This window comes from Micromonospora sp. CPCC 205554 (assembly GCF_036902745.1).
Taxonomy (GTDB): Bacteria; Actinomycetota; Actinomycetes; order Mycobacteriales; family Micromonosporaceae; genus Micromonospora; species Micromonospora tulbaghiae.
The window spans coordinates 293,494-308,869 of record NZ_JBAKHP010000001.1 but is presented as its reverse complement, the minus strand read 5'-3'; the positions used below and the strand labels follow the sequence as shown (position 1 = coordinate 308,869).

Below are 15,376 nucleotides of genomic sequence, written 5' to 3'. Positions count from 1 at the left end.
TGCTTTGCGTATCGCTCGCCGACCATCTGGAGGTGTGATGGCGCCGACCAGGCGTTCGGCCGTGCTCATCGGAGTGAACACCTACGGGGCCGACCCGCAGTTGCCTGCGCTGCGCTTCGCCGAGGACGATGCGCGGGAGATGCGAGCCGTGCTGTTGGACCCGACCATCGGCACCTTCGACGACGTCGATCTCTTCGTAGGTCCTGACGCCAGATGGCGCAACATCAAAAGGCGGCTCCGGGGGATCGCTATCGATTCCAGTCCCTCCGACCTCCTGCTTGTCTACTTCGCCGGTCACGCGCTGGTGCCCGAGCGGAACAGCCAACTCGATGCGTACCTGGTCACCGCCGACCTGGACCCGGGCGCGCTGCGTATGGAACCCGACGACGGGTTGCGGCTGGCGTTTCTGAAGCGCGACGTGTTCGAGACGTTCGCCGGGACGTCCTTCCTCATCCTCGACTGCTGTCATGCGGGGATCTATCGGGATGCCGCCCTGCAGCACGCCGAGGTGGTGCAGACCTACCGCACGCAGGTTGATCGACACAGCGCACTTCTCGCCTGCCCCAACGGCTCGGCCGCGCGGGAGAGCGACGAACACCGACACGGTTTGCTGACCCATCATCTACTGCGTGGTCTGCGTGGCCAGGCTGGCGACAACGGGCGAGTGTCGTTCGGCCAACTGGCCGAGTACGTCGCGTCGCAGGGTCTTGAACCACCACCCGTACCGCTCGTCCAGACCTACGCGCCGACCACAGCCCTCACGCACCCGCCGGTGTCACGCCACGAGCGTCAAAAGCTGACCGCCTCTGCCAGCCCGGGCACGATCCAGCCGTGCAAGAGCCCTCTCGATGACCGCGCCAGTTCGATCCTGCAGATGCTCAGCCGAGTGTTTCCGGCCAGTTCTCAGCGATCTCCGGCGCATCAGCAGGGCCAAGTCGGACGCGTGGAACTCATCCGACACGCCCTCGATGCCGAATCTGCCGCAGTCGTCGAGTTCTCGGGCGGCCGGATCGGCGTGGTCAACTCGACCGCCCGTTTCGACAAGGACGAGTTGTGGCCGCTGCTTGAGCGTAGCGCCCCCGACACCATGCAGTTCCGCACCTCGGTCCCGGGGCACATCGTCTCGGATGACTCCGACCGGCGCCTGCTCTGCGTGCCCGTGTCGTTCGACAACGACCGGACGCTCGCGCTGATCGTAGCGAACCCCGCACTGGCCATGCTGGACATGGGTGAGCCGCTGGCCATCATCTTGCGAACGATCTGGGAGTCGGATCCGCTGGACAACCCGACGGAAGCCGAGATGCGAGTGATGACCGCCCTGCGCACCAACTTCGGGCGACTGCCGCTCACCCTCTACCAGTACGCCTTCAGCCTCTATCAGAAGCTGATCGGCTCGATGACGATGGTCTTCCAGCCGGTGGTGGAGCTCGCCCAGCGACCGGCCGGAGTGAGCATTCAGAGCTACGAGGCATTGGCCCGCCGTACCGAGAAGGAGAAGCGTGCTCCCTTCATGGCGCTGCAGATGGCGCATGTCTGGGGCGACCGGTTCATCATCGAACGCGATACTCAACTCCTCGAGAAGGCAATCACCTCCTACGCCGATGCTGATGCCGATGCGCCCTGGCAGGGTACGAAGCCGCTCTCGGTGAACGTGGCGGTCCGTTCCTTGCTCAGCGACTCCTACCTGAGTCATGTGAGCAGGGCGCTCGCTGAGGCCGGCTTCCACCCGCGAACCTTGACGCTGGAGATATCCGAACAGGACCCGATCCAGCCGGACCCGGGCGAACAATGGCCACAGGAACCGCTCGCCTACTTTCACAGGCGGCTTACCCATCTGGCTCGCGAGCTGCGGATTCAATTCGCGGTCGACGACTTCGGCGTCGGCTATGCGTCGCTGGCGCGCATGGCTGAGTTGCCGTTGACCCAGATCAAGGTCGATCGGGCTGTCCTGCACCATCCCTTGGCTGTGGAGGAACTCGCGCTGGTGGCCCGGGTGGCGCGAGATGCGCTCGACCGGGGGCACGCACCGCAGGCACGTGCGGTCATCGTGGAGGGCTACGACGACGAGGCGCCAGTGGGTCTTAAACAGATCTACGATCTCGGCATCCACCACGTCCAGGGGTACTTCTGCGGAGAGGTGGCGACGACCGCGTTGCATCCGCTCGATCAGACGGTCCGGGACCGTGTCGCCACCCGGGTGAGAGGTGAGGAATGACCACCGTCAAGTTGCTCTTGCCGGCGGACGTCATGGAGGAACTTGATCTTCCTTATGAGGGCGTTCGTGATGTCGCTGCGATAACCCTCGCCGTCGACGCGGTAGCCGTCATGGCGAATCTCGCCACTTTGGCCACCTTGCAGCCTCAACTCGGTGAGCTGGTCGCGGCAATCCGCAACTGGCGGCTTCGTGATCCCCGGCCCTCGGCGACCCTGACCGTCAAAGGGCCAGGAATCGACCTGAAGGTTGACCTGCCCCGAAACGTCAGCAGGGCCCAGCTACTCGCGCAGCTCCAGCCACTCCTCGAGGACGAGTGACCCAGGCCCGACACGCCTCCACGGCTCGAACAGACCGCGATCCGCCGCCGCCGCGCAGATCTTGGTACGAAACGGCCTCCATGAGGGCCGTTTCGTACCAAGATCTATTCGTATCTCGTCTAGTGGGAGGTCCGTCTCGAGGCCGCACGGGTGGAGCCGCCGTGGCACGCCGCCGAGAAATCGACGCAGCAACATTTACGGATGTTCGGATGGTGTCGGACGGTTGATCGTCCTGGTCGGATGGCGGAACGGACATCGCCGTTCGACGATGACAGGAGGGACCGTGCGCACACCATCCCGTGCGTTGACGGGGACCACCGCGCTGCTGCTGGCAGCCGGTCTGGTCCTGACCGCCGCTGGCGGCGGCCAGGCGGCACCCCGGGAACAGACCCGTACCCAGGCGCCACCCGACCACCTGCCGGGCGACCGGCACGACACCAAGGCCAAGGACAACCGCAAGGGCCGCGTCGCCGCCAGCGAGCGGCAGCGGGACCGGGCCGCCGCGCTCGGCGCGCGCGTGCGCTGGACCGACTTCGGTACGCCTGCCACGCTCACCTCGACCGGCAAGCCGTTAGCCACCGGACTGCCCGCCGACCCGGCCGCCGCGGCGCGGGCGTACGTGGCCGCCAACCGGGACGTGCTGGGGCTGACCGCCGAGGGCGCCGCCGCGCTGGAGCTGCTGACGGTGGCGCCGATGGGGCAGGGCGCGACGGCGCTGTTCCGGCAGCGCTTCGGTGATCTGCCGGCCGCCGTCGACGGCATGCTGTCGGTCGGCGTACGCGACGGAGCGGTGTGGCACGTCAGCTCCTCGCTGGCCCGTGACGCCGGTACGCCGGCCCCCGCGACGATCAGCGCCGAGCAGGCCCGCCAGGCTGCCATCGCCGACGCCGGCCGTGCCGACGCGCAGGTCGTGCGTACCTCCTTGGTCGCGGTCCCCACCGCGGACCGTGGGCCGCGCGCGGCGTGGGAGGTGGTCCTCGGCGCGGACACCACCGGTGCGGACCCGGCCGCCTACGCCACCTACGTGGACGCCCGCGACGGCGCCGTGCTGGTCCGCGAGGACCTGATCGACCACGACGCCGACCACCCCTCGTGGGAGGTCTTCCCGAACTCGCCGCGTGTCGACGGGTCCTCGGTCGACACCCGCAAGCGGTGGTGCGCCGTGCCGGCGCGCGGCTGCGCCGAGGTGGTGGGCGTGCCCGGGCACCCGGCGTGGGACGTGGACCCGGCCACCGGCCAGTCCACCACCACGACCATGGGCAACAACGCGATCGCGGTGCAGAACTGGAACAGCAACGACCCGTTCAGCGTCGGCACCGAGACCGCGACGCCCCGCCCGGACCGCAGGTACGACTACCCGTGGACTAACCAGTGGCAGGAGCAGCGCTGCAACCCGGAGGTGTTCACGTCGCCGCAGGCCAACGACATCGACGCGGCGCGGGCGAACCTGTTCGCCATGCACAACCGGATGCACGACTGGACCTACCACCTCGGGTTCACCGAGGAGACCTGGAACATGCAGCAGGACAACCTCGGCCGTGGTGGTCTCGGTAACGACCCCGAGCAGGGCAACGCGCAGGCCGGCGGCATCAGCGGCGGTCCACCCGCGTTCGCGGCGCGTAACAACGCCAACCAGATCACCCCGCCGGACGGCATCGCGCCGACCACCAACATGTACCTGTGGCAGCCGATGGCGGGCTCGTTCTACGCGCCCTGCGTGGACGGCGACTTCGACATGTCGGTGATCGCCCACGAGTACGGCCACGCGGTCACCAACCGCATGATCGCCGGCCCGAGCGCGGGGGTCAGCTCGCCGCAGGGCATGAGCGAGAGCTGGTCGGACCAGCTCGCCATGGAGTACCTGTTCGAGCACGGGTACGCCGCACCCGGCCGGCGTGGCTTCACCATCGGCGAGTACACCACCGGGGACCCGAACGCGGGCATCCGCAACTACAACATGAGCGACAGCCCGCTGAACTACAGCTCGGTCGACTACGACTTCGTCGGCCTCCAGGTGCACGCCTCCGGTGAGCTGTGGAGCGCCACCAACGCCGACATCCGCGCGGCCATGATGCGCCGCTGGGGCAGCGGCACCCCGGCCGTGCAGAAGGCGTGCGCCACCGGCGCCCGCGACGTGACCGCCTGCCCGGGTAACCGGCGCTGGATCCAGCTGGTCTTCGACTCGTTCCTGCTCATGTCGGTCAGCCAGGTCAGCATGGTCGACGCCCGGGACGCGATGCTCGCCGCCGACCGGATCCGCTTCGGCGGGGCCAACCAGGACCTGCTCTGGAACGCCTTCGCCGGGCGCGGCCTCGGCGAGACCGCGGCCAGCGTCGGCCACACCGACCCCGACCCCACGCCGGGCTTCACCTCGCCGTACGCGCGGGAGGGCTCGCTGCGCCTTCTGCCGGTCGGCGAGCGCGGGCCGGTGGCCGGCGCGCAGCTGTTCGTCGGGCGCTACCAGGCGCGGGCGGTGCCGGTGGCGGACACCGACGCGGCCACCCCGCTCACCGACCGGGTGGACCTGGTGCCCGGCACGTACGAGTTCGTGGTGCGGGCGCCCGGCTACGGCCACACCCGCATCGGCCCGGTGAAGGTCAAGGCGGGCCAGAACCGGACGCTGGCGGTGACGTTGCGGCCCAACCTGGCCTCGGCCACCTCGGGCGCCGCGGTCACCGGCGACGGGATCAACCTGCCGCAGATCGCCGACGACGACGAGGCCACCAACTGGGCCTCGCTGGGTGCGCCGGTCGCCGGCCGGCAGGTCACAGTCGACCTGGCCGGTGACGTCCAGCAGGTACGCCGGGTGCAGGTGAGCGCCATGCTGCGCCCGCCGGTCGCCGGTGACGCCGACGCCGGCACCCAGAGCCGGTACTCCGCGGTGCGGCAGTTCCGGGTCCTGGCGTGCACCGCGACGGGGCCGGTGACCTGTGCCGACGCGGCGGACTTCCGGCCGGTCTACACCAGCCGGCCGGACGCGTTCCCGGCTGTGGCGCCGCGTCCCCGGGCGCCCGAGCTGATCATGCGGTCGTTCGACATCCCGCGCACCAAGGCCACGCACCTGCGCGTCGAGGTGCTGACCAACCAGTGCACCGGCGCGCCGGACTACGCCGGTGAGCAGGACGACGACCCGCGGGCGGCGACCGACTGCGCCACCGCCAGCCCGCAGGCGCAGAACGTGCGGATCGCCGAGTTCCAGGCGTTCACGCACTGATCCACGAGGCGGGTGCGGACGGGCGGCTCGGGTCGTCCGTCCGCACCCGCCATCGTGTGTTCACACGGGGTTCGGGACTCCGTCGCCGGATCGGGGCTGTACCGCGGGCAGGATCCTCGACAGACTGAGCGGCGACCAGCCAACGATGCTGGTCGATGTCCTGCCGGCTCGCTCAAGGAGGATCCCTTGGCCCCGTTCCGCGCCGCCGTCACCCGCGTTCGCCGCGCCCTCGCCGTGTCCGCCCTGGTCACCGCCGTGGCCGCCGCCGCGCTCGTCGCCCCGTCCACGGTCTCCACCCGGCTCGCCGAGCCCGCCGCGGCCGCCGTCTACGGCTCCTGCACGCAGTCCCGCTGCGCCGACGCGCGCACCGCCCGTTCCGGCTGGTCCGCCAAGAGCTTCCCGACCAGCCGCGGCTGGTACTCGTGGAGCGGCGGCCAGTGCAACTTCGCCGGTGGCCGGTTCTACAACTACGAGGGACAGCTGCCCACCGGCGCCACCTACTACGAGTACGACGTCTACCCGCGCGCCTGCAACGCCTCCCGGGACGCGTACCGGATCGTGGTCGACAAGAGCACCGGGGTGACCTGGTTCTCGCCCGACCACTACGCCAACTTCTACCGGCTCTGAGCAGCCTCGACGCCGGCCGGGCACTCCCCGCCCGGCCGGCGCCGTCGGGAAAGGACGGATCCATGGGCGCGGCGTCCTCGCAGGCACCGGCCTGGCTCGCGTACGACGGCACGCCGTCCGAGCCGGACGGCGGCGCGACCGTACCAGGCTCGGACGGCGGCCCACAGTCGGGCGGCGCGGCGCTGCCGGGTGGCGGGGTGCTGCCGGGTGGCGTGCTGATGTCCGGCGCGCAGGCCCGGACCCGGGCCACGCTGCACGAGACGCTGGCCGGGGCGCTGGAGCTGCCCGGCTGGTACGGCCGCAACTGGGACGCCCTCGCCGACGCGCTCGCCGACCACCTCGACGCCGGCCCGCTGACAGTGGTCGTGACCGACGCGGCGGACCTGCTCGCCGACGAACCGCCCGCCCAGCTCGGCACGCTGCTGGACGTGCTCGGCGCGGCCGCCGCCGGTGGGCACGAGACGCTGCGGGTGGTGCTGCGCGACCACCCGGACCGGCTGCCCGCCCTGCGCGACCGCGTCGCCGCGGTGCTCGGCGGCCACGTAGGCGCCCCACCCCCCGCCGACTGACCCCCCGCGACCCATCACCCGCGCCCGCCACTCGCGGACCGGGCGGTGATCAAGGACTTTGTGTCCGGATCAGGCCCCTACGGCGACACAAACTCCTTGATCAACGCCAACGGGCGGGGCGAGGGGAGGGCGATCATGAAGTTGGCGGCGGTGGGGAGCGCTCTCCGGGCGGTCAACTTCATGATCGGCGGGGTGGGGGAGGGGGCGGGTGGGGCGGGTGGGGTGGGTGGGGTGGGTGGGGGTCAGGCAAGGGGGTCGAGGATGGCGCTGAAGCGTTCCTCGGCCAGGTCGAGCTGGGCGAGGATGTGTTGCTTGACCGGCGGGGACAGCGGTGTGTCCGGGCGGGCGACCAGGTCGCGGAAGACCGGCACCAGCGGGCGGTACTTGGCGGCGGCGCGGGCCACCTTCGGCCCGACCGTGTGGATCACGCCCACGCCGTTGTCGGTGAAGTCGGACACCTTGATCACCCGCGCCCAGGGCTCCCGTTCCAGGCTCGCCGCCACGTGTTCCCGGTACTGCTCGTCGCGGTCCCGGCCCGGGTCGTACGCCGGGTTGGTGACCGCCGCGACCAGCCGGGCGACCCGCGACCCGAACCGGTCCGACAGCGCGGCGAGCGCCGCCGAAGTCACGTCGCACCCGGCGGCCGCGGGGTCGAGTCCGGCCAGCTCGGCGGGGTGGTCCTCGACCGCGTCGTGCAGCAGGCCCGCGACGATCACGTCCACGTCACGCACCTGGTAGTGGTGCATCAGCCGGATCGCCACCCGCAGCAGGTGGTTGAGGTAGGGCTCGCGTACCCGCCGGTCGTCGCGGTGCAGGTCGGCGGCCAGGTCGAGCGCCTCGGTCAGCCGGTCGCGGGCGGCCTCGTCGAACGCCTCGATCTCCAGCCGGAACCGGGCCAGCAGGCCGGGCTCACCGTGGATCTCGGTGATCGCGTGCATCGGCATGGTGGCGAGGTAGGCGGGGAACTCCATGCGTCCCTTATAGCTGATCTTCGCTGGATCCGGCGCCCGCCGGGCCGCTCACATCGCCGGTGAGGCGCTTGACCAGGCGTACGCAGGTGCCCTCCGGCGTGCCGACGATGGTGGCCTCGTCCATCACCCGCGCCATGATCAGCCGCCCGCGGCCCCGGTCGCCGCTCTCGTCGCCGTCGGCCGCGCGCCAGCCGCCGTGGTCGCGTACCTCGATCTCCAACCGGTCGCCGCGCAGCTCGGCCCGCAGCGTGGTGATCCCCTCCCGGGCGAAGCGGTAGCCGTGCTCGATGGCGTTGGCGCAGGCCTCGCCGGTGGCGATGAGGACGGTGTCGACGTCCCACTCGCTCACGCCCTGGGCGTGCAGCCAGCCGCGCAGCCGCTCCCGCGTGGTGGCGAGCCGGGCCGGGTCGGCCGGCAGGTCGATGGTGAGGACCGGGCCGACGTCGCCGGATGTCCCACCCGTCACGTCCGGCCCTCCGTCCCGTGCCCGTCCCCGGACCTGGGCGCCCACTCGCGCTGTCACCGCCTGATTCTCACCCTGTTGTCCCCGGTGACCGCCGATTCATTCGCCCGGCGGCGCTGTCCGTCAGACGTGATCATTGCGCATCGGGGGCGGCGTGTCAGCCGGTGGGCCGGTGACCACGCCGGGGCGGGTTCGGCTGAGGTCAGAGCGGCAGCCGGCCGGCGCCGGCCCAGGCGTCGACGACGAACGGGACCAGCGGGGTCGGCAGCGGCCGGGCGGCGCGCAGCGTGGGCGTCCACCCGGCGTCGCCGCCGAGGTCCGGGTCGTGGGCGGCGTTGTACGCGGCGCGCAGGTCAACCGGCCGGGGCAGGCGGTCACCCTGCCGGACCCAGCTGCCCCGCTCGGTGAGCGCGGTGCCGCCCCAGTCGTACAGCAGGTCGGCCGGGGTGGTGTCGCCGGTGAGCGTGAAGAAGTTGTTCTCCGCGTACAGGGCTGACTGCACGCCGACGCCGAGGGCGTACGCGAAGCCGGGACCGCCGAGCCGGTAGTGGTTCTCGTGCACGTCGACCTGGCCGAACCGCACCCGGGGCAGCCGTTGCAGCGTGCCGTCGAACAGGTTGTGCCGCACTGTGACATTGAGCCGGCCCACGTCCGGGCCGACGGTGTTCGACGAGCCGATGAGCATCACCTTGTCCCGGCCGGTGAACCGGTTCCACGACACGGTGACCAGGCTGGCGGTGTGCGTGACGTCCAGCGAGCCGTCGTGCACCTGCCAGGGCCGCCCGAAGTAGACGGGCTGCGCGCTGTCCGGGTTGTCACCGTCGGTGAACGTGTTGTGGTCGATCCAGACGTGTTCGCTGCGCCGGACGGAGATCTGGTCGTACTGGGAGTTCCAGTTGCCGGTGTCGCCGTCGGTGGGGGACCAGGCCGGGAAGCAGTCCCGGGCGTCGGCGAACTCGATGTTGCGCACGATCACGTTGTCCACCCGGTCGATCATCAGCGTCAGGCCGCTGAGCCGCGCGCCGCGCAGCCCGACGATCGTGGTGTTGGAGCCGACGTTGATCTGGGTCTGCCGGGTCTGGGTGGCCACCGACCGTACGCGCGCGGCCTCCAGCGGGCCGCTCGGGTTCGTCCGGCCCCAGGTCGCCGGGTCGTACGCGGCCAGGTAGGCGGGCAGCGAGTACTCCGGGTCGGCCAGGTCCGCGCAGTCCAGCGGGGTGCCGTCCGGGCCTTCGAAACCGTTGACGGTTCCGGCCACGTACACGATCTTCGGGGTGGCGTCGGCGGCGTTCGTGGCGTTGTCGCCGCCGAGCGCGGCGACCAGCTCGGCCCGGGTACGCACGACGCGTACCCGGTCCGGCGCGGCGGCCGACCCGCCGGTGGTGCCGGTGCCCGCGGCGGCCCAGCCGTTGTTCGCCGGGAGGGTCTGGCGGGCGAGCAGTTCGGCGGCGCGGGACGGCCCGCCGGGTGCGGCCGGCGCGGGCGCGGCGGTGGTGAGGACGAGCGCGGCGGTCAGCGCCGCGACGACTGCGGTTCGGGTACGCATGACTCGTTCCGTTCTCCTGGAGGGACATTCACTGCGCGGGCAGGTCCACCACGTACGGCGGGAGCGCCCACGGCACGCCCGCCTCGGACGGCAGCGCGCCGGACTCCGCGGCGGCCCGCAGCACCGCGCCGACGCCCCGCACCATCCGCACCCGCTGCGGGCCGTCGCCCGCCTCGCGCACCAGGTCCCCGTCGAGCAGCGCCGGAACGGGTGCGTCCCGCAGCGCGTCCAGCACCGCGGTGAACGGCTCGGTACGCGCCAGCGGCGCGATCAGCGGCGTGCCGTCCGCGCGGTGGTCGAGCAGGTTCGCCAGCAGTCCCCGGCGGCCGGGCACCGGGCGGAGCGCGTCGTCGCCGGGTAGCCGCAGCCGGTCGGTCGGGTACTCCAGCACCGCCCGGCCCCGCTCGCCGGTGACGAGCACCTCCCCGGCGACGTGCTCCTCGGCGGCGAGGGTGAGCGCGGCCAGCACCGGCGGCCCGGCGTGCGGGGTCAGCCGCAGCACGGCGGTGTCGTCCACCTCGATCGGGCGGACCCGGTAGCGCTCGACCTCGATCCGGGCCGGGCGTACCGGCGCGCCGGTGACCGATTCGGCGACGGCGAGGCACTGCATCAGCGCGTGCGCGAGCGGGTTCGCCAGCGCGCCGTCCAGCGCCGGGCGGCCGTCGACCGACCGCCGTCCGGCCCAGGGGGAGCGGGCGTAGTAGGCGTCCGGGCGTTGCCAGGCGGCCAGTGTGGCGATGCCGGCGACCAGGCCGAGCCGCCCGAGCGCGCCGGTCAGCTCGGTCAGCGCGGCCGAGCCGAGCGCCTGGAAGTTGACCTGCACGGCCCGGCCGGCGGCGTCCGCGGCGGCGGCGAGCATCCGGTGTTCGGCGAGGTCGAGCACCGGCGGCTTCTCCAGCAGCAGGTCCGCCCCGGCGGCGAGGGAGTCGAGCGCGATCGGCAGGTGGGTGTGCGGCGGCGTGCAGACCACCACCACGTCGGGGCGGGCCGTGGCGAGCATGGTCCGGTGGTCGGTGAGGACGCCGGTCTCCGGCGGGACCGGCGCGTCCGGCTCGGCCTCCAACGGCCGCACGTCGACCAGCGCGACCAGGCGCAGCCGTCCGGCCGCGTGCAGCGCCGCGATGGTCCGGCGGTGCCAGCGGCCGTGCCCGTTCGCCCCGATCAGCGCCACCCGCGGCAGCCCGCCGCCGCTCACCGCTCACCTCCGGCCGATCGGCGCCCACTCGGCCTGCTCCCGCTCACCGGGCGTCCGCCAGTGTCGCCCGGACGCCGTGGCGTTCCAGCGCGGTTAGCCAGCCGGTCACATCGGCGCGGACCTCGTCGTCGGCGGCCAGGTCGGCCGGGAACACCTCGCGCAGCGCGAAGACCGCGTCCACCACCCCGGCCGGGGTGTGCGCTCCGGCGGCGAGCGCGGCGCGCAGCCGGTCGGCGAGCGGGTCGTCCAGCGGCAGCGGCCGGCCGTCGTCGGCGTACCCGAGCAGGAACCGCAGCCACGCGGCCACCACGAGCGCGCTCCACCGCGCCGACCGGCCGGCCGCCCGCAGGTCGGTGATGGTGTGCAGCACCCGCTGCGGCAGCTTCTGCGAGCCGTCCATGGCGACCTGCCACGTGCGGTGGCGGATCGCCGGGTTGCCGAAGCGGGCGAGCACCTGTTCGCCGTACGCGGTCACGTCCACGCCGGGCGGCGGGGTGAAGCTGGGCGCGATCTCCTCGGTGACCAGCCGCCGCAGCACCGTGTCCAGGTGCGGCAGCGTCAGCGCTTCGGCCACCGTCTCCGCGCCGGCGAGCGCACCCAGGTACGCGGTGGCGGAGTGCACCCCGTTCAGTGCCCGCAGTTTCAGCCGCTCCCACGGGCCGGCGTCGCCGGTGAGCACCGCGCCGGATCGTTCCCAGGCCGGTCGCCCGCCCGGGAAGTCGTCCTCGATCACCCACTGCGACCACGGTTCGGCGGCGACCGCCGCCAGGTCGGTGACACCGAGCGCCCGCCGGGCGGTGTCCCGGGTCTCGTCGGTGCTGGCCGGCACGATCCGGTCCACCATGGTGCCGGGGCAGGTGACGGCGGTGAGCACCCGCTCGGCTGTGGCGTCCGGCACCCGGGCCAGCGCGAGGCACTGCTCCACCAGCCCTCGCAGCCGCCGCCCGTTGGCGGGAAGGTTGTCGCAGCTCACCAGCGCCAGCGGCCCGGCGTCGGCGGCGGCGCGGGCGAGCAGACCGCGGACCAGCAGACCCGGCACGGTACGCGGGGGACGGCCGGTGGTCAGGTCGGCGGTCAGGTCCGCGTCCACTGTCAGCGCGGCTGTCACCGGGTCCAGCCGGTACGCCTTCTCGGTCACCGTCAGCGTGACCACCCGGATCGCCGGGTCGGCGAGCAGGCCGACCACCGCGTCCGGATCACTCGCGGCGTGCCGTACCCCGGTCAGCGCGCCGACCGCCCGGGTGGCCGCGCTCTCGGCGGCGAGCGTGGTGACGCTGAACAGGCAGTCCTGCGCGCTGAGGGCGTCGACCACGCCGGTGCTGCGCGGCGCGACCCCGATGATGCCCCAGTCGCCGCCGGCCGCACCGACCGCCGCCTCCGTGTGCACGGCCTGGTGGGCGCGGTGGAACGCGCCGAGGCCCAGATGGACGATGCCGGCCGGCACGGTGCCGGGGCGCAGCAGCGGCCGGGACTCCGGCGGCAGCCGGCGCAGCGTGGCCAGGCCGAGCCGGTCGGTGGTCAGCGCCATGCCGGCCCGTCCGGGAAGCGGAACTGCGCGATCGACTCCGGCCGCATGGTGGCGCTGTAGCCGGGCGCGGTGGGCAGCAGGTAGCGCCCGCCCCGGGTGCGGACCGGGTCGGTGAAGTGCTCGTGCAGGTGGTCGACGTACTCGACCATGCGCCCGTCCAGGCTGGTGCCGACGCGCAGGTGGTCGAAGATCGCGAGGTGCTGCACGTACTCGCACAGGCCCACGCCACCGGCGTGCGGGCACACCGGCACGCCGAACTTGGCCGCCAGCAGCAGTTCGGCGAGCACCTCGTCCACGCCGCCGACGCGGCACGCGTCGACCTGCATCACGCCGATCGCCTCGGCCTGGAGCAACTGCTTGAAGATGACCTTGTTGGCGGCGACCTCGCCGGTGGCGACCCGGCAGCGTCCGCCGGTCAGCTCCTCCACCGCGCGGGCGATCCGGGCGTGCCCGAGCACGTCGTCGGCGTGTGTGGGCTCCTCGATCCAGTACGGGTCCACCTCGGCCAGGACGCCCATCGCGGCGATCGCCTCGTCCACGTCCCACACCTGGTTGGCGTCCATCATCAGCAGCGCGTCCGGCCCGATCTCGGCCCGGATGACCCGGGCCCGCCGCAGGTCGTCCTCGATCCGCCCGCCGACCTTCATCTTCATCGCGCGCCACCCCTGCGCGTACGCCTCGCGGGTCAGCGCGCGGACCTGTTCGTCCGGGTAGCCGAGCCAGCCGACCGACGTGGTGTACGAGGGGAACCCGTCGCGTTCCAGCCCGGCCAGCCGGTCGGCCAGGCCGTCGCGTCCCTTGTCCAGGATGGCGGCCGCCTCGTCGGGGGTGAGCGCGTCGGTGATGTGGTGGAAGTCGACAGTCGCGACCAGCTCGTCGGTGGGTGCCTCGGCGAGGAAGCGCCACATCGGCTTGCCGGCGAGCTTGGCGCGCAGGTCCCAGACCGCGTTGACGAGCGCACCGGTGGCCATGTGGATCACGCCCTTCTCCGGGCCGAGCCAGCGCAGTTGCGCGTCGGCGGTGAGCGAGCGCCAGAACGCGACAGGTTCGGCGGCGATCTCGGCGACGGTGCGTCCCCGGACGTGGTGGGCGAGCGCGCGTACCGCCGCGCAGGTGATCTCGTTGCCCCGGCCGTTGGTGAAGGTGAACCCGGCACCGGTGGGCCCGCCGTCGGTGGTCAGCTCCACGTACGTGGCCGAGTAGTCGCCCCGGTTGATCGCGTCCGAGCCGTCGCCGCTGGCCGCGGTGGGGAAGCGCACGTCGTGCACCTCGACGTCGACGATCGTGGTCATGAAGGCCCACCTCCGAACTTGAAGACCTGCTTCGGCAGCCGGTACGCCAGGTCGACGATCGTCTCGGCGGCCTCGTCCCCGGTCATCCGGTGCTCGGCGACGAGGCGGGCGAGGAATCCGGCGTCGACCCGGCGGGCCACGTCGTGGCGTACCGGGATGGAACAGAACGCGCGGGTGTCGTCGACGAACCCGGCGGTGTTGTAGAAGCCGGCCGTCTCGGTGACCGCCTCCCGGAACCGGCGCAGCACCTCGGGGGAGTCCAGGAACCACCAGGGCGCGCCGAGGCGCAGCGCCGCGTACCCGCCGGCCAGGGGCGCGAGTTCCCGGGTGAACGTGTCCTCGTCGAGCGTGTAGAGCACCACTGTGAGCCGGGGGTCGTTGCCGTGCGCGTCGAGCAGCGGCGCGAGCGCGTGCACGTACTCGGTGGCCTGCGGCACGTCCCCGCCCACGTCGCGGCCGTGCCGGGCGTGCAGCCACCGGTTGTGGTTGCGCACCGCGCCGGGGTGCAGCTGCATGACCAGGCCGTCGTCGAGCGACATCCGGGCGAACTCCAGCAGCATGTGCGCCCGGAACCCCTCGGCGTCGCCCGTGTCGGCCAGGCCGCGCCGGCCCTTGTCGTACAAGGCGGCGGCCTGAGCCGGGCCGAGATCGAGGGTACGGGCGGTCGGGTGCCCGTGGTCGGTGGAGGTGGCCCCGGCGGCGGCGAACGCCTCCCGCCGCGCCCGCAGCGCCGCCAGGTAGCCGGCGTACGTGCCGGTGTCCTCCCCGGAGACCTCGGCGAGCCGGTCCACGTTGTCCGCCCAGTTGCCGAACTCCATGTCCACCACGTCGTCGGGCCGGAACGTGGTGACCACCCGGCCGCCCGGCCCGCCCCAGCCGTCGGCGGCGAGCTTGGCGTGCCGGCCCAGGTCGTCCAGCGGCGACTCGGTGGTGGCGAGCACCTCGATCCCGAAGCGTTCGAACAGCGCCCGGGGCCGGAAGCCGGGCTCGGCGAGCCGCTCGGCGAGCGCGTCGTAGACGGCGTCGGCGGTGGCCGGGCCCAGCGGCGTGTCGACGTCGAACACGTTGCGGAACGTCTGCTCCAGCCACAGCCGGGACGGGGTGCCGCGGAACAGGTGCCAGTGCGCGGCGAAGCGCCGCCAGATGGTCCGCCCGTCGGTCTCCACCGGGCTGCCGTCGACGCTCGGCACGCCCAGGTCGGCCGGGGGTACGCCCTGGCTGAGCAGCATCCGGGTCAGGTAGTGGTCGGGCACGATCAGCAGCCGGGCCGGGTCGGGGAACGGCTGGTCCTCGGCCAGCAGCCCGGGGTCGACGTGCCCGTGCGGGGAGATGATCGGCTGCTCGGCGGCGAGCGCGTACAGCTCGCGGGCCAGGGCGCGCAGCCCAGGCTCGGCGGGCAGCAGCAGGTCACCGCGGGAGATGATCGGCACAGCGAGGAC

12 protein-coding genes are annotated in these 15,376 nt (G+C 72.7%); 5 read left to right on the top strand and 7 right to left on the bottom strand.

What is annotated here, in order from left to right:
* Positions 1-61: 61 nt before the first annotated feature.
* From V6U82_RS01455 to V6U82_RS01435, 5 genes are all read left to right on the top strand, one after another.
* Entirely contained in the window at positions 62-2,215 is a 2,154-nt protein-coding gene (locus V6U82_RS01455; protein WP_334458689.1) for an EAL domain-containing protein, read from the top strand.
* Complete coding sequence (locus V6U82_RS01450; RefSeq protein ID WP_128137164.1) at positions 2,212-2,532, top strand: hypothetical protein; 321 nt, start codon at positions 2,212-2,214, stop codon at positions 2,530-2,532. The genes V6U82_RS01455 and V6U82_RS01450 overlap by 4 nt, the downstream gene beginning before the upstream one ends.
* 304 nt (positions 2,533-2,836) lie before the next feature.
* A complete protein-coding gene (locus tag V6U82_RS01445) occupies positions 2,837-5,746 on the top strand; it encodes a M36 family metallopeptidase (RefSeq protein ID WP_334458688.1) in 2,910 nt (969 codons plus the stop codon).
* A gap of 186 nt (positions 5,747-5,932) precedes the next feature.
* Positions 5,933-6,373, top strand: a complete 441-nt coding sequence (locus V6U82_RS01440) for a ribonuclease domain-containing protein (RefSeq protein WP_334458687.1) — start codon at positions 5,933-5,935, stop codon at positions 6,371-6,373.
* A gap of 62 nt (positions 6,374-6,435) precedes the next feature.
* Positions 6,436-6,942 (top strand): barstar family protein, encoded by a 507-nt coding sequence (locus V6U82_RS01435; RefSeq protein WP_334458684.1) that lies wholly within the window; start codon positions 6,436-6,438, stop codon positions 6,940-6,942.
* A 242-nt stretch (positions 6,943-7,184) separates the two neighbouring features.
* On the opposite strand, the gene V6U82_RS01430 is transcribed toward V6U82_RS01435, so the two are convergent.
* The 7 genes from V6U82_RS01430 to uxaC all read right to left on the bottom strand — a co-directional run bounded on the left by V6U82_RS01430 (position 7,185) and on the right by uxaC (position 15,367).
* Entirely contained in the window at positions 7,185-7,913 is a 729-nt protein-coding gene (locus V6U82_RS01430; protein ID WP_334458683.1) for an HD domain-containing protein, read from the bottom strand.
* 7 nt (positions 7,914-7,920) lie between these two features.
* Positions 7,921-8,379, bottom strand: coding sequence for an ATP-binding protein (locus V6U82_RS01425; RefSeq protein WP_334458682.1), 459 nt, complete (start codon positions 8,377-8,379; stop codon positions 7,921-7,923).
* 199 nt (positions 8,380-8,578) lie between these two features.
* On the bottom strand, positions 8,579-9,922 hold the full coding sequence (locus V6U82_RS01420) for a pectate lyase family protein (RefSeq protein ID WP_334458680.1): 1,344 nt from the start codon (positions 9,920-9,922) through the stop codon (positions 8,579-8,581).
* 28 nt (positions 9,923-9,950) lie between these two features.
* A complete protein-coding gene (locus V6U82_RS01415) occupies positions 9,951-11,117 on the bottom strand; it encodes a Gfo/Idh/MocA family protein (protein WP_334458679.1) in 1,167 nt (388 codons plus the stop codon).
* Positions 11,118-11,160: 43 nt separating this feature from the next.
* Positions 11,161-12,645 (bottom strand): mannitol dehydrogenase family protein, encoded by a 1,485-nt coding sequence (locus V6U82_RS01410; protein WP_334458678.1) that lies wholly within the window; start codon positions 12,643-12,645, stop codon positions 11,161-11,163.
* Complete coding sequence (locus V6U82_RS01405) at positions 12,636-13,937, bottom strand: enolase C-terminal domain-like protein (RefSeq protein WP_128138689.1); 1,302 nt, start codon at positions 13,935-13,937, stop codon at positions 12,636-12,638. The genes V6U82_RS01410 and V6U82_RS01405 overlap by 10 nt, the downstream gene beginning before the upstream one ends.
* On the bottom strand, positions 13,934-15,367 hold the full coding sequence (gene uxaC / locus V6U82_RS01400; RefSeq protein ID WP_334458676.1) for a glucuronate isomerase: 1,434 nt from the start codon (positions 15,365-15,367) through the stop codon (positions 13,934-13,936). The genes V6U82_RS01405 and uxaC overlap by 4 nt, the downstream gene beginning before the upstream one ends.
* Positions 15,368-15,376 lie beyond the last annotated feature (9 nt).

Coding starts and splice junctions, on each gene's coding strand:
- V6U82_RS01420 (WP_334458680.1), bottom strand. CDS start 9,922: ATGCGTACCCGAACCGCAGTCGTCGCGGCGCTGACCGCCGCGCTCGTC.
- V6U82_RS01405 (WP_128138689.1), bottom strand. CDS start 13,937: ATGACCACGATCGTCGACGTCGAGGTGCACGACGTGCGCTTCCCCACC.
- V6U82_RS01410 (WP_334458678.1), bottom strand. CDS start 12,645: ATGGCGCTGACCACCGACCGGCTCGGCCTGGCCACGCTGCGCCGGCTG.
- V6U82_RS01450 (WP_128137164.1), top strand. CDS start 2,212: ATGACCACCGTCAAGTTGCTCTTGCCGGCGGACGTCATGGAGGAACTT.
- V6U82_RS01430 (WP_334458683.1), bottom strand. CDS start 7,913: ATGGAGTTCCCCGCCTACCTCGCCACCATGCCGATGCACGCGATCACC.
- V6U82_RS01435 (WP_334458684.1), top strand. CDS start 6,436: ATGGGCGCGGCGTCCTCGCAGGCACCGGCCTGGCTCGCGTACGACGGC.